The 13,977-nt window shown below is 54.3% G+C and carries 13 protein-coding genes; 3 read left to right on the top strand and 10 right to left on the bottom strand.

Going from position 1 to position 13,977, the window contains the following annotated elements:
* Window positions 1-2: 2 nt before the first annotated feature.
* The 10 genes from rbbA to NWAT_RS12960 form a co-directional block, all read right to left on the bottom strand.
* The gene (gene rbbA / locus NWAT_RS13010; RefSeq protein ID WP_013221510.1) at window positions 3-2,762 is read right to left on the bottom strand and encodes a ribosome-associated ATPase/putative transporter RbbA; all 2,760 of its coding nucleotides are present in this window, start codon (window positions 2,760-2,762) and stop codon (window positions 3-5) included.
* Window positions 2,759-3,787, bottom strand: coding sequence for an HlyD family secretion protein (locus NWAT_RS13005; RefSeq protein WP_013221509.1), 1,029 nt, complete (start codon window positions 3,785-3,787; stop codon window positions 2,759-2,761). Before NWAT_RS13005 ends, rbbA begins: the two co-directional genes overlap by 4 nt.
* A 778-nt stretch (window positions 3,788-4,565) precedes the next feature.
* The gene (locus NWAT_RS13000) at window positions 4,566-4,835 is read right to left on the bottom strand and encodes a type II toxin-antitoxin system RelE family toxin (RefSeq protein WP_013221508.1); all 270 of its coding nucleotides are present in this window, start codon (window positions 4,833-4,835) and stop codon (window positions 4,566-4,568) included.
* 2 nt (window positions 4,836-4,837) lie between these two features.
* A complete protein-coding gene (locus NWAT_RS12995) occupies window positions 4,838-5,035 on the bottom strand; it encodes a hypothetical protein (protein ID WP_013221507.1) in 198 nt (65 codons plus the stop codon).
* Window positions 5,036-5,087: 52 nt separating this feature from the next.
* Window positions 5,088-6,143, bottom strand: coding sequence for an NAD(P)-dependent alcohol dehydrogenase (locus NWAT_RS12990; RefSeq protein WP_013221506.1), 1,056 nt, complete (start codon window positions 6,141-6,143; stop codon window positions 5,088-5,090).
* 234 nt (window positions 6,144-6,377) lie between these two features.
* Window positions 6,378-6,653, bottom strand: a complete 276-nt coding sequence (locus NWAT_RS12985; protein ID WP_013221505.1) for an amphi-Trp domain-containing protein — start codon at window positions 6,651-6,653, stop codon at window positions 6,378-6,380.
* Between the two features lie 984 nt (window positions 6,654-7,637).
* Window positions 7,638-8,264, bottom strand: coding sequence for a hypothetical protein (locus tag NWAT_RS12975; RefSeq protein ID WP_013221504.1), 627 nt, complete (start codon window positions 8,262-8,264; stop codon window positions 7,638-7,640).
* A 20-nt stretch (window positions 8,265-8,284) separates the two neighbouring features.
* Window positions 8,285-8,917 carry an MAPEG family protein gene (locus NWAT_RS12970; protein ID WP_013221503.1) on the bottom strand — a complete coding sequence of 211 codons (633 nt, stop codon included), beginning with the start codon at window positions 8,915-8,917 and terminating at the stop codon, window positions 8,285-8,287.
* Window positions 8,918-9,023: 106 nt separating this feature from the next.
* Window positions 9,024-9,656, bottom strand: coding sequence for an NAD(P)-dependent oxidoreductase (locus NWAT_RS12965; protein ID WP_013221502.1), 633 nt, complete (start codon window positions 9,654-9,656; stop codon window positions 9,024-9,026).
* A 794-nt stretch (window positions 9,657-10,450) separates the two neighbouring features.
* A complete protein-coding gene (locus NWAT_RS12960; protein ID WP_013221501.1) occupies window positions 10,451-11,362 on the bottom strand; it encodes a DUF2232 domain-containing protein in 912 nt (303 codons plus the stop codon).
* A 185-nt stretch (window positions 11,363-11,547) separates the two neighbouring features.
* Between NWAT_RS12960 and rssA the strand changes: the two genes are divergently transcribed.
* Genes rssA through NWAT_RS12945 form a run of 3 tightly spaced genes read left to right on the top strand, consistent with a single transcriptional unit; the run spans window position 11,548 to window position 13,852 of the window.
* Window positions 11,548-12,516, top strand: a complete 969-nt coding sequence (gene rssA / locus NWAT_RS12955) for a patatin-like phospholipase RssA (protein WP_013221500.1) — start codon at window positions 11,548-11,550, stop codon at window positions 12,514-12,516.
* A 36-nt stretch (window positions 12,517-12,552) separates the two neighbouring features.
* Window positions 12,553-13,098, top strand: coding sequence for a hypoxanthine-guanine phosphoribosyltransferase (locus NWAT_RS12950; RefSeq protein WP_013221499.1), 546 nt, complete (start codon window positions 12,553-12,555; stop codon window positions 13,096-13,098).
* A 13-nt stretch (window positions 13,099-13,111) separates the two neighbouring features.
* Window positions 13,112-13,852, top strand: coding sequence for an S-methyl-5'-thioinosine phosphorylase (locus NWAT_RS12945; protein ID WP_013221498.1), 741 nt, complete (start codon window positions 13,112-13,114; stop codon window positions 13,850-13,852).
* The last annotated feature ends 125 nt before the right edge of the window (window positions 13,853-13,977 follow it).

Raw genomic sequence — 13,977 nt, 5'->3', positions numbered from 1 at the left:
GATCACCGCTCCTGCTTGCGCAGCGCGAGGATGGCCAGTCCGGTGAATACCGGGCCGAAAGCTGCTAGTCGGAGCAGTGCCCCGCTCAGATCCGCCAGCCCCAGTCCTTTGGTAAAACTGCCGACACTGATCGCCATGTACCAGGTCGTGGGCCAGAAGGTGCCCAGCAATCGCGCCGGGCCCTGGAGCGAGGAAACAGGCTCCATCATCCCGGAAAATTGCAGGGTCGGCATGACCGACAGGATGGTGGTGGCAAACACCGCGGTGACCTGGGTCGCTGTCATCATTGAAACCATCAAGCCAAAGCCGGTAGCCGCCACCGCATAAACCAGTGATGCCAGCACTAGCAGCAGCGGGTCACCGTGCAGCGGCACCCCCAGCACCAGGACCACCAGCGCCGTCAGGATCGCGAAGTTCAACAGCGTGATGCCGATATAGACCAGTTGTTTGCCGAGCAGAAACTCGGCCCGGCCGGTGGGGGTGACGTAGAAATTGGTGATGGTCCCGATTTCCTTTTCCCGCGCCACGCTGACAGCCATCAGGATCGCCGGAATTAGCAGCAGTAACAACGGTGGGATCGAAGGGCCAATCGCGGGCAAGCTGGCCATCGCCGGATTATAGCGAAAGCGCGGTTCCAGCACCACCGGTGGGGTTCTGGCTGCTGGCTTCTGGGCGAGCATATCGAGCGCGGGCACTGGGCCTGCGTCCGCCGCCAGCACATAGGCGTGAGCAGCCGAGACATAGCTTTCGATGGTGCCCGCGCGCCCAGTATCGGTGCCATCGATCAGCGCCGCTACTTCAGCCCCAGAGCCGCGCCGCAGTTCGATGCCAAAAGCGGGTGGGATCTGCAGTGCCAGTGCCAGTTCACCACTGGCCAGGCGGCGTTCCAGTTGTTCGACATCTTGCAGCGGCGCATGGCCCCGAAACCAGACCGAATCCTCGAACGTCGAGAGATAGGCGCGACTTTCGGGGCTGTCATCCTGATCCAGGGCGGCAAAGGGGATATTGCGCACCTCCTGGGAAATGCCAAACGACATGATTAACAACAGCAGTGCGCTACCCAGAAAGGCGAAGGCCAGCCGCACTGGATCACGGCGCACTTGTAATGTCTCCCGTGCGGTAAAGGCGAGTAGACGGCGTGGACTGAAGCCAAAGACATCATGGGCCACACGGGCGCTTGCGGGAGCGATAGTCAGCGTCGCGCCCGTGGCGGACTCTGGGGGGATTTTGGCGGAGATAGAGGCGATAAAGGCTTCTTCCAGGGTTGTGGCATGGTGCGAGCGGATGATTCCCGCCGGCGTGTCGGTGACCAGCACTTGGCCAGCGTGCATCAGCGATATACGATCACAGCGCAGGGCCTCGTCCATGAAATGAGTCGAGATGAAGATGGTCACGCCCTCGTTGCGTGATAAATCCAACAAGAGTCGCCAAAAGTCATCGCGCGCCTGGGGGTCGACGCCCGATGTCGGCTCGTCGAGGATCAGGATCTCCGGCGCGTGAATCACCGCTACCGCGAGGGACAGTCGCTGGCGCAAGCCCAGGGGCAGCGCGTCGGCGCGCTGGTCCAGGTAGGGTTCGAGGCCGAAGCGGGGCACTAGGTCAGCCAGCCGTTGCTCGGTCAGTGTCCGGCCGAGATGAAAGAGGCGTGCATGCAGCAACAGGTTTTCGCGCACGCTCAGTTCACCATAAAGCGAAAAGGTCTGCGACATAAAGCCCACGCGGCGGCGAGCATTCAGGTTCTGTGCATCCACCGGTTGACCGCAGATCCATGCCTCACCCTCCGAGGCGGGCAGCAGGCCGGTCAGCATTTTCATGGTCGTGGTCTTGCCGCAGCCATTGGAGCCGAGAAAGCCAAAAATTTCCCCCCGTGCGATGTCGAAGCTAACCGCATCTACGGCGGTGAAGTCACCAAAGCGCCGACTGAGGGCACGGGCGCGGATCGCCAGTTCACTACTTGTGTCTGGCAGGGCGGTATCCGCTGCACGGTCGGTGGCTATGTCGGTAATGGCCGTGCCCGGTTGCAGCAGCGCGGCAAAGGCTTCACCAACCGATCCGGTGCCAGTCTGGTTCATCAGTGCCTGGGGGCTGCCCTCGGCCAGCACACTGCCCGCGTTCATCGCCACCAGGTGGTCAAAGCGCGCGGCTTCTTCCATATAGGCCGTGGACACTAGTACGCTCATCTGCGGTCGGTCGGCGCGAATGGCATCGATGAGATCCCAGAATTGGCGGCGCGATAACGGATCGACGCCGGTGGTGGGTTCGTCCAGTAGGAGAAAATCAGGGCTATGGATCAGCGCCGAGCACAACCCCAGCTTCTGTTTCATTCCGCCGGATAGCTTGCCCGCGAGCCGGTCGAGAAAAGGATACAGGCCAGTGGCGCGCGTCAACCGCTCGATGCGCGCGGCGCGCTCGGCCCCATCCAGGCCGAACAGCTTACCGAAAAATTCCAGATTCTCGCGTAGGCTGAGATCATGATAGAGATTGCGCCCCAGTCCCTGGGGCATATAGGCGATGCGCCCGCCCACGGCGGCGCGGTGACGCTTATTAGCCATGTCTCCGTCCAGAGTGAGTACTTGACCCTGCTGTGGGCGCTTGGCACCCGCAATCAAACCCATCAGCGTCGATTTGCCTACACCATCGGGGCCGATCAAACCCACCATCTGTCCAGCCGGCAGCGTCAGCGTCAGATCGTGGAGCGCGGCAACCTTACCATAGTGGTGGCTGACGCGTTCAAGATGGGCAACCGGCGTGGATTGTGTCATGGTTGCTCTGTGGAGGATTGAGTGGGTGTAGCGAGCAGCGGTGGAGTCAGCCCCTCCGGCCACTTTGGTAGACTGCCGTCGTCTTTCACCAGCCGCACCCAGGCGACGCCGCGCACGCCGGTCTTGACCTGATCCATCCGCGCCGCGACCAGTTCGGGCGGAATGCTCACGCGGATACGGAACATCAGGCTTTTGCGCTCAGCCTCAGTTTCCACTTGCTTGGGCGTGAATTGGGCCTGCGGCGAGACGAAGGTCACCACTGCGGGTACGGCAGTGTGGGGCATGATATCCGGGACGATGCGTGCCTCATCGCCGATCCTGACGCGCGGAGCCTCAGTGGCGGGCAGGAAGAACTCCATGTAGACATCTTCAAGGCTGACCAACGTCAGTAGCTTGCCGCCGCTACTCAGGATCTCGCCTGGCTGCGCCAGACGGTAAAGCACTCGCCCCGCGCCCTGGGCGTAGAGGGTGCTGTCGGCGATGCGTGTCGCGATCTCTGCGCGCGCTGCGGCTTCAGCGTCGACGGCGCGTTGCCGGGCCCGCAGGTTGGCCTTGGCGGCGGTCAGCGCGGCCTCGGCCACCTGCGTCTCGGTGCGGCGGATGTCGAGATCCTGGCACGAAAGCATGTCGCGCTTACTCAGCGTTTCAGCGCGGGCCTGTTCACTGCGTGCTAGCGCTAGTTTCGCATCGGCCTCGGCCACCTGTGCCGTCGCCACCCCGGCCGTCGCCTCAGCGCTGGCCACCGCCGCTTCGGCGCGCATCAGCTGCGAATTTAGTTCGGCTGTGTCCATCACTGCCAGAACATCGCCTGACCGTACTCGCTCACCCTCCCGCACCCTGATCTCGGCCACCCGTCCGGCCAGGCGTGGCGAGATATCCATAAGGTCCGCCTCGATCCGGCCATTGCCACGGGCGAACCCCACGGGCGGCCCGCCGGCAGGTTTGAACAACACCGTCCATGCGCCAAAACCCAGGAGAGATAGAAGGGCAATGAGCACGATAGAAATAGAAATTTTACGGGACATGTATGCCTGCTCCTTCTTCGATATGTGGCTCAGATCTTCTCCGCTTCTTGGAGTTTGCGGCTAAGTCTCGCTTGGCTGTTCCCGACCTGTCTGCGTGCATCGCATAGGCAGGCGGTCGCACTCGCCTTGCTGCCATCCGCGTTTCTCAGGAATCCTTTAGTAGCCATAAGCCACCGCCGGTGGGTATACTCCTCCACGCCTGCCTGCAGCAGGCAGGGGGTCGTCGTGCGTCCATGCACTCCTTCGATGAGCGCCCTACGTATACAGTACCGGCACCCTAGCTATAAACGTTTTATCTTCTTGGCTCCAATAAATAATCACTTCGTATTTATGCGTCGCCATCGACTCCTAGCCGATATTTCAGAATAACAGTACGTACTTAATGAACTTGATAGGGTTTGATGACTACCGCGAATACGTTCTTCAAAGCCCAGGCTCTTCAGCAATGAGCGCAACTCTTCAACGCCTATGCTGGCATCTGATCGGCCTCGTAGGATTTTCTCTATCAACTTATTGGTCTTGGCTATGGCCGAATTTTACCTGATGATGTCCAAGAAGCGCTATCGGGTCGAAGTTGAGCGATACCCGGCGCGGGGCGGGCGCTCAGGATGAGCACATCGCGAGCACGGGGGCAAAGCCGCGTAGTGGTGTCCTGGTGTCCGCTCCGACGGGAGGTAGACGGCGCTTCGAGCCACCGTAGCGGCCGTGGGTGCAACTTAGACCTATCAAACTGATCGCCTGCCGCGACCGAAGGAAGCGGTCCACGTGCATGGATCTATTAGGCTTTATTCTTGTATACATCGCCACGCGGTCCAATATGGTCTACATAGACGACATTCTTGAGTTCATCAATCCAAAAAATGATCCGAACATTGCCCACTCGTATTCTACGATAACCTGCCCAATCACCGACCATACTCTTAATACCTGATAATCCAAGCGGACCGTTCTTCATCTGGGTCAGTACATGTTTTATTTTGACTTGCTGATCTTGAGACAGTTTTCTCAAATAACGAGCAGCCCGGCGATGTACCACCATTGCATACATGATCAGATGCTATCCAGATCTATGTAGGCGTCGCGTTTACCACTCTCTCTGTCTTCACGAGATTGTCTCAAATCTTCCAGAGCTTCTGAATCTAAATCTAAGCCCAAAATTTCTGCAAGTTCTTGAAATTCATCCCATGGGATGATTACCTCTTGCGGATTGCCTTGTTCGTCAACAACTATTTTTTTATGAATGTTCATCAGGTCATTTACTCCACAGCGCCTAACGGGCCTGCGCACTTGACAGAACTCTTCAGGCTTCGAAATCAATCATCGGTTTGATCATACCGTCCTCTTTTTTCTCCATCATGCGGAATGCCTTCTCGATTTCATTGAATCCAAAGGTATGGGTAGTCATCGGAGTGGGATCGATCCGCCCGGTTTCCAGCAACCTCAGTAGACGGGAGAGCCGTAGATGTCCGCCTGGGCAGAGACCCGTGGCGATGTCCTTCTCCGCCATTCCGACGCCCCACTCCACGCGGGGAATTTCGACAAACTCGCCGTCACCATGGTAACCAGCGTTGGAGATCATACCGCCGGGCTTGGTCACCTTGACGCACTGTTGGAGCACCTTGGATGTGCCTAGCGCATCGATGGCCGCATCCACGCCTTCGCCGTTCGTGAACTCAAGAATCCGCTCTACCACGTCCACCTTGGTAAAGTCCACCACCTTGTCAGCCCCGAAGTGCCGGGCCAGCTCCTGGCGCTTGGGCACGCTTTCAACAGCGATTACGAAACCGGCACCCTGCAGTCGTGCCCCCGCAGTGCACATGAGGCCCACAGGTCCCTGGGCGAAGACTACGACAGTGCCACCGATGGGGATTTTGGCGTTCTCTGCGGCCATGAATCCAGTGCTCATCATGTCGCACACATACACAGCCGACTCGTCTGGCACACCCTTGGGGATCAGCGCGAGGTTGGCGTCCGCTTCGTTGACATGCACGTACTCGGCAAAGGTGCCGTCTTTGATATTGGCAAACTTCCAGCCTCCCAGTGCTCCACCAGACTGCGACGAATGGCCTCCCTGCGCAGCGTCTGAACCCCAGTCCGGGGTGATAGCACCAACCGCTACCCGGTCTCCCTGTTTGAAGTTGGCAACCAACGCTCCAACTTCCTCGACCACGCCGACAACTTCATGTCCCAGGGTGAGGTTCTCCCGTTCTCCAATCGCACCATGGACGGTATGCACATCAGATGTGCAGATTAGCCCCTTCGTCGGGCGCAGGATCGCGTCCAGAGGCCCACAGATCGGCCGATCCTTTTCAACGACCCCCACTTGCCCGATGTTTAACATTACGAATGCCTTCATGGAAACCTCCTCAGCTTTCGGTACCATTAAACAAAATGGATCATCCATCCTACCCATGAACCGGTGTTCGTACGTGCAGTCATTTATCCGCCCAAGGGAGCGCATCTTTAATGAAATCCAGCAGCGGATATCTCGGTCTCTTGAGATTGCGAAACTTGTCTTCATCCATCTTCGATCTTCCCATCATCATCTGATTCAGACCGTTGCCTAAATCAATCGTAGCTTGTTGCTGCTTCAGCCTAGCTCTAATGGACCGCTTGACCCATCATTATCAAACCATTTTATCTCTATCTCCAAGCTATGTTGGAGGCCTCTGGTTTTCTTATCCTCGTTCTCGACTTGGACCTCCAAAATCAGATTCTCTGGGATTTGTAGCACAAGTTCTTCTGTTCCCTGTCGCAAGACAACTTCACCCTTTGCGATTCTTTCAGCAATTTGGCGCAGAAACTCACTCACTTCGGCCCGTTTCTTCGATTCTTCACTTTTGAACAAGCTGGTTTCTTTTCCCATTTTAGTTCCTTTACTTCAAAATAATCTACAATACATCGCCACGCGGTCCAATATGGTCTATGGTGATGTACCACCATTGTATACATGATCAGATACTATGCAGATCTATGTAGGCGTCACATTTTCTACTCTCTCTGTCCTCACGAGTTTGTCTCAAATCTTCCAGAGCTTCTGAATCTAAATCTAAGCCCAGAATTTCTGCGAGTTCTTGAAATTCATCCCATGGGGCGATTACCTCTTGCGGTTGCTTTGTTAGGCGATTAGTTGGTCTCAGGCATCGTGGCGATGGCGCTGTTGCCAACCTTGCCCCTGCCTTCCGCCTCTTTCAACGCATCGGCGAAAGGCAGGAAGGTGATTATCCATGGATGCTCTTTGTAATTGAATGAGTACTCTCTGAACGTCTGGATAATCTGCTATCGATTGAAGTAACCTATCATACATATTTGCGTTTTCGATTTCCGCCTCGACTCCAATTTGACGGGCTTCCAGAACAGCTTGAGGCGCTTCAGTTCGTGAAGCCCAATTATCTTCTGGAACAGCAACACCCTATTTTTGAAACAAAGGTAACAATGCTTCGATATGCCGGCTTTCCGCATCTACGATATTAATGAAGGGACGTATTTCACCGAACTTACGAATGACATGGCGGTATGTTGCACGTGCCTTGTATTCATCGTTGATTGCTTCTATGAGAATATTATCTACAGTTTCTGACATTGTTTTCTCGGTAAGAAAAAATGCTAAACTTGTTTTCGGGCCTAACGAGTCAAACGTCACCTGCTGCGATTCGTTAGAGGGCTGATTGCAACCAACTCTCACTGCGAGATTGGTTAGGTAGTAAGCTTTAGTTTAGCCCGAGCCCCTTCGCTACCTTGAATTTTGAAACATATAACGCTAAGCGTAACCGGCGTCTTTACCCGGAGCAAAGCGAAAGGTTAAGACGTCCGTGTTGACGCTATTGTTAGCCTTGGAATCCACGAACATCTAGCTCTGACATGTGCTTTTAGATCTAATCCGCTTAACCACCGTGTCGAGCACTGCTTTAGAACCAAGGGGAATAGTCCCGTTTCTAGGTAGAAGCCCCCCTAATGGCAGATCATTGCTTCGGGAGCTATGGCTTTTTCGGATTATTTTTGCAATCATTCTATTGTGATGATCGGGACCAAGTATTTCGAATAAGCTTGACACAAATTCCCGCCTAAGTTCCCAAAGCACCTGGCCCTTGTCTATACTAGTAGGCGCCGCACCCTGAATAACTCTGATCGCCGCCACCAAGGGGTCTAGAGTCGCGTGGCGAAATCCCCGATAAGCCAGAGGTTTATCTAGGCCGTACTGATCTTGATGTTGGTTTGGCAGATAGAATCGGCCAACTTCAATAAGAACAGAAAGCTGTTTAACCCATTGCGATTCGTCTTTTGATTCGCCCCGTTGATTGGTTATTCCATACGCTGCGTCAGATAACGCGGATACCACCTGCGCTCCCCATGAGCGTACCTCGCGCATCCATTCAGCCATGGCAAACTCAGACTGACGTCCAAGTCTATAGCTTAGAAACGAGGCAATCGCTGTAGTTGCCACGCCGATCATTCCGACAATTACTAACGGGTCCATGCTTCCCTCCATTACAAACGCTAACACTGAAGCTCAGTTGCCGCCGGAGCGGCCGCAGGCCGCGGAGGGAAACCAAGCGCACCAGCGCTTTGGGCGGCCAACTGCAGCGATCTATTAGCTGTAATAAGTTGCACAAAGACGGTTGCAGTTACGGAGACCAACATTGCTGCTGAGGTGTAAAACGCCAAGGTAAAGCCAATAGCTCTTGCGGATGCTCCGCGCGAATATCCAATAAAAAACAAAATGCGTCCCACGATGAAAGCTGCAGCCGCCAAAGGCACAACAGATAACCATGCTGACGGCATCACAACAGCCCAAGCGCAGTACGCTGCCACCGCGAAAGCAAACTGCTCAAGCGTATTTTGCAATAATGATTGCAACAATTTTGCCTGCTCTGTTGCCTCTGTCAGGTCTCCGCCATCAATATCTTCAGGGCTAAAGAAGCGGTGCTTAGCTAGACGTCCGATAGCAATAGCCAAGCAAATCGCCGGTAACAAGCTATTTTTGATGGCGACATTTAATCGTGCGAGTTCGCTCATGTTCGGGCAGAACGAAAATGGGTTGAGCCATGAACCTAATACAGTAATAGCTAGAGCAAAAGCTGTACCAATAAGCATGCCCCGCAACACGCCTTTCTGTTTTACGTCTAGCACGACAAGGTTCCACCGTTTCAGCTAACGCCAGAAATCAGTGGCGCGCGCAGCGCGTCCACTGGATTGACGACCTGTTCGGTGCCGCCGCTGGCTGCATGATTATCGATCAGCCCCGTACCGCCGGTGTTCCATGCACATAGCGATCGCCCGTAAACTGCTTCACCATAAAATCGGCCACGTCAGCACGCGAAATTGACGCCAGGAGCGTTCTCTCCCTGACATCCTCGCCGCTTCGATATCTCCCTGTGTACGGTCCGTTCGTCAATCGTGGAGGACGCACGATCACCCAATCCAACGTGCTTTGCTTGATGAGCGCTTCCTCTCTCGCGTGATCTTTCACTACGTTGCGCAACAGCAGCGGTAGCACGATGAATCGGTCCACTAAGCCGAGCTGCCAGCCGCTGCCATCGACCCCGAGCATCGACAAATACACGAAACGGCGAATTTCTGCGTGATCCATAGCTCGAATGATGTTCTGGACACCATCGGTCAAAGTCGGGTGCGAACCCAGGGAATTGCCGGATCCCAACGCACTCGCGACGGCATCCTGACCCGTGCAGGCATGTTCAACCGACACATACTCCGTCGCGTCGCCGACCGCCAGGGCCAGGTTGGCATGCTTGATCTCAAACTTGCCGGGGTCACGGACAAACGCGGCAACGGAGTGCCCGCGTTCAAGTGCGTGCTTAACTACCTCACGGCCGGTCGCACCCGATGCACCGAATACGAGCACATTCACAGATCTAACTCCATCGTGGGTTGCGCTGCCGAACATGAAATAGATTGTCTAACCTGCGCCTTATCTATACACAGGAAAAAATCGCCAATATCATACTTATAGCTCAAGGTCTTTAATTTTGCCAAGGGGTGATATACATATGAACTTTAAAACTTAAATTTCAACCTAAGCTCTTTGAGCAAGTACGGGAGCCTGTTCAGTGTCAGGCACGAGAGCGTTCCTATGGAACAGGGAGAGGAAAGGTCTACCATCGGGGGTTTTGCGAGTGTGTTGTATCATGTGAGCTTGAGAGGAGATAGGTACAAGGATATCTATCTGGAGGATGAGAAGAGAGAGTTTTAGTAGGAATTCTTTGGCGCTGTTTGCAACTGTTTTAATGAAGTTGGGCAATCTCGCAGGAGATGCAGCAGCTGAGGGGCGTCTATGCGCAGCGCTTTAATCATTAGAAAACCTATTTGCTGAGACCGGTAAGATAAGAACTCTTGAGTTTGCAGTGAGCCGGTATGGTTGGAAAACTGGATGATAGGCCAACTTGATGTCTGGAGAAATGGAAGTGCCGTAGTGGCTGGACGTGGATTGGCTATTTGGCTGGTTCAGTAGGCAGCGGAAAAAAGCGATTAAGTTTTACCGTCGATATGATCGCAGGCCGAGGAGGGCGGCGTGTTGGCAAAGTAAGCGGAAGTAACGTTGGAGTATGGAAACTGATGCTGTGCTTTGTGGAAGCCGGAGGCGGTTACCCACCTCCGGTGGTGCCTGGTGAGCGATTCAGGAATATCAAAATTCGGCCGTCTACGCTATGCCTTGGCAGGCGGCGGAGGGGGAGGATTGCCGCGAAGATTGATCAAGCCATCCACGACTCCGACCAGGGCCAGCCCAATGATAAAATGAGGGGGCATCAGGAAAAGCCCTAGATAGATAGGCAACAGCCACCATTGGGATAAATTACGGGTAGCTGTCATGCTATGCATGGCGGCTAATCCCTGAAATAAATACATCATGACCGCTACGATAAACAGATCGGTCAATAGGTGGCCTCTCTCACCGAGAACGCCCGTAAGCACCGGAGCAGAGAGAAGTACGGTGAGATAGGTAAGGCTGCGGGGCAACCGTAACTCATAGAACTCTTTCGCAAAGCCTCCAGGATTGTAGAGAAGGGATTGCCACCAGCGGGCCAGCAGAATGGTCAACATGAGATTAAGACCAAAAACCATGGCCACCAGGCCGTTCATCAAGGTAAGCGCGCCTTCTTGAGCGAGCTGGTCAACCGTAACATCCTTGATGTTCGCCCGAGTTATGGCCTGTTCAATCCATTGCTGCCACCAAGCGATGACATCACCTGTTAACGCATGCATGCTTACTACAAACAAGGCAGAGAAGCCTCCAACCATTAACAGGGTGGAAGCTTGGGATTGCGTGATCCGCAAAATCCAACACCCCAGGGTATTGGGGAGCCATAATCCCAGCAGCAGGAGAAGGGATAAGTCTGCCCTTCCCGCGATGGCTAAGAATATCACTGCCACCACTAAGGCCGCGCCTGCGGTAATGGCCAGTCCTTCTTTCATGCCGTGGCGCAAGGTCGTTAAGCCGACGGTGGCGCCGCTAAAGAGAGATAGGGGAGGGAGCGCAACAGCAAGTGCGCCGAACAATCCCGCGGTAGCTATTGCGTAGAGACGGCCCCGCATAATAAACCGGGCAAATTCACGCATGTTTTTATTACCTATATGTTTTTTGTCTTTAAAAGACGTTTGCGTTATGCAGGTGTTTATTTGCCACCCTAGCAAACGGATGATATAAAAAATAAGTTTTTAACATAGACTACTGTAAGTTTGGGTGATATTGCCACTGGACGAGGGCGGACACTTGGAGGATAAGATCTTGGAGGAGCTTTCCATTGATCTCAGAGAATGCTGATCATGGACCTGAAATAACCATCCCTAATAACCCGCAATCCCCTCCGTGTATCGGGGTTGCCTTAGGGGGTGGCGCTGCCCGTGGCTGGGCCCATATTGGCGTGCTCCGCGCTTTGGCGGAAAATGGTATCGTTCCCGATGTCGTGGCGGGTTCCTCTATCGGGGCGTTAGTGGGGGCGGCCTATGGAGCTGGGATTCTGGATGACTTGGAACAATGGGTTCGTTCTCTAACATGGAGAGACACGGTTGGCTTCTTTGATATTCGGCTTCGTGGCGGGCTTATCGAGGGTAAAAAGCTCTTTAAATTCTTGGCCCGGCGTTTTCCCTATCAGGCGATTGAAGACTTGCCCATGCCTTTTGCAGCCGTGGCGACTAATCTGGAAAATGGCCGGGAAGTTTGGCTGCAACAAGGCCCTTTACTGGAGGCGGTGCATGCTTCCGCCGCTTTACCCGGATTATTGACTCCCGTAAACTGGAGCGGTCATTGGTTAGTGGATGGCGGCTTGGTCAATCCCGTACCGGTAAGTGTCTGCCGGGCGTTAGGTGCGGCGCGAGTCATTGCGGTAGATCTCAATGCCGGTTTGCTGGGCCGGCGGGTGGTGCGCTCGGCGGATCAATCCCGCCTCCTGGCCGCGACGAACTCTCGGGGTTTGGGCTCTGCTCTAACACAAGCCTTGTGGGCCAATTTTTGGGGAGAATCCGGAGGACAAAATGAGAGTCAGGCGATGGATACTCCTCCTTCCTTGCTTGATATCGTCGCCAATAGTATTAATATCATGCAAGTGCATATTACCCGCAGCCGTTTGGCGGGAGATCCGCCCGACCTATCCATCACGCCTCGCCTTACCGATCTCGCGCTGTTAGATTTTCACCGGGCGGAGGAGGCCATCGCTGAAGGACAAGAAGCCGTAGCCCGGATTCGCTCGGAACTTGCTATGTTAATAAGGTAACCTCAGCGTTACCTCTTGACTGGAGAAGCCCCAACTATGGGAGATAGTTTGGAGAAGATCCAACTGCTTTATAGCGAAGCAGACTGTCTTTATACACAGTCTCAAGTAGAAGCGGCGCTGGATCGGCTCGCCGGAGAAATTACGGCGGAGCTAAGTGGCCGTAATCCCTTGTTGCTATGTTGTATGGTGGGGGGGATGATTCCTTGCGGGTGTCTTCTGCCACGGCTTGATTTTCCGTTGCAGTTGGATTATGTCCATGTGACCCGTTACCAGGGTGCTACCGAAGGCGGGGAATTGCATTGGCTACGCAAGCCCAGAGTTCCTCTCCAGGATCGGGTGGTACTGATAGTGGATGATATTCTTGATGAGGGACACACGTTAACCGCCATCAGGGAATATTGCCAAGGAGAAGGCGCAAAGGTTTACAGTGCCGTGCTAGTGGATAAGCAACATAAGCGCAAGCAGGGCGCCCCGGCGGATTTTGCGGGACTTGAAACCGACGATCGCTACTTATTTGGATATGGTATGGATTATAAGGAATATCTCCGCAATGCGCCTGGAATTTACGCGGTAAAGGAATGATAGGGAGATTGTTATGATGGATCTTGCAATTATCGGCGGCACCGGGCTGACTACCCTGAAAGATCTAGAAATTACCCGGCGACAAGTGGTGCATACTCCTTTTGGGGAGCCTTCCTGCCCCCTCACCTATGGTCAACTGTGCGGTAAGGAGGTGGTTTTCTTACCTCGCCACGGTTCCGGGCATACGATTCCGCCTCACAAGATTAATTATCGCGCCAATCTTTGGGCTCTCAAAAAAATAGGTATCACCCGGGTGGTAGCCGTTGCTGCGGTGGGGAGTATTAGCGCCAAGCTTGCTGTGAGCGAACTTGCGCTTCCTGATCAGATTATTGATTATACTTGGGGTCGTGGCCATTCTTTTTTTGAAGAAGACCTCAGAGAGGTTGTCCATGTTGATTTTACCTATCCTTATTGTTCGAAATTGCGGAACTTGCTGCTTAAGGCCGCAGCGGCGGCTGGGTTAAGCATGGCCGATTGGGTGACCTATGGCGCCACCCAAGGACCTCGCCTAGAAACGGCGGCGGAAATTGATCGTTTGGAACGGGACGGCTGTCATGTGGTGGGCATGACCGGCATGCCCGAGGCTGTTCTTGCACGAGAGTTAGAGCTAAGCTACGCGGCAATCGCGGTTGTTGCCAACCAGGCAGCCGGTCGCGGAGAAAGTCTGATTGAGATGGCGAGTATCGAACAAAATCTTAATAGAGGGGTGGAGAAAGTTCGTCGGCTGCTAGAGCAGCTCATCCCCCTGGTGTAATGTTGTTTCTCCAACCGTTTCCCAGGAAATAGTAGCGTTGTTATTTTGCTCCTTTCCATCGCTCGGCATTTAGCTTTTCTTTATAAAGCAGAACCATCCGCTTTAGGAATCGATGGGGGATATTG

The sequence above is a fragment of the Nitrosococcus watsonii C-113 genome (assembly GCF_000143085.1).
In the GTDB taxonomy this organism is placed as follows: Bacteria; Pseudomonadota; Gammaproteobacteria; order Nitrosococcales; family Nitrosococcaceae; genus Nitrosococcus; species Nitrosococcus watsonii.
This window is presented reverse-complemented; position numbering and strand designations above follow the sequence as displayed.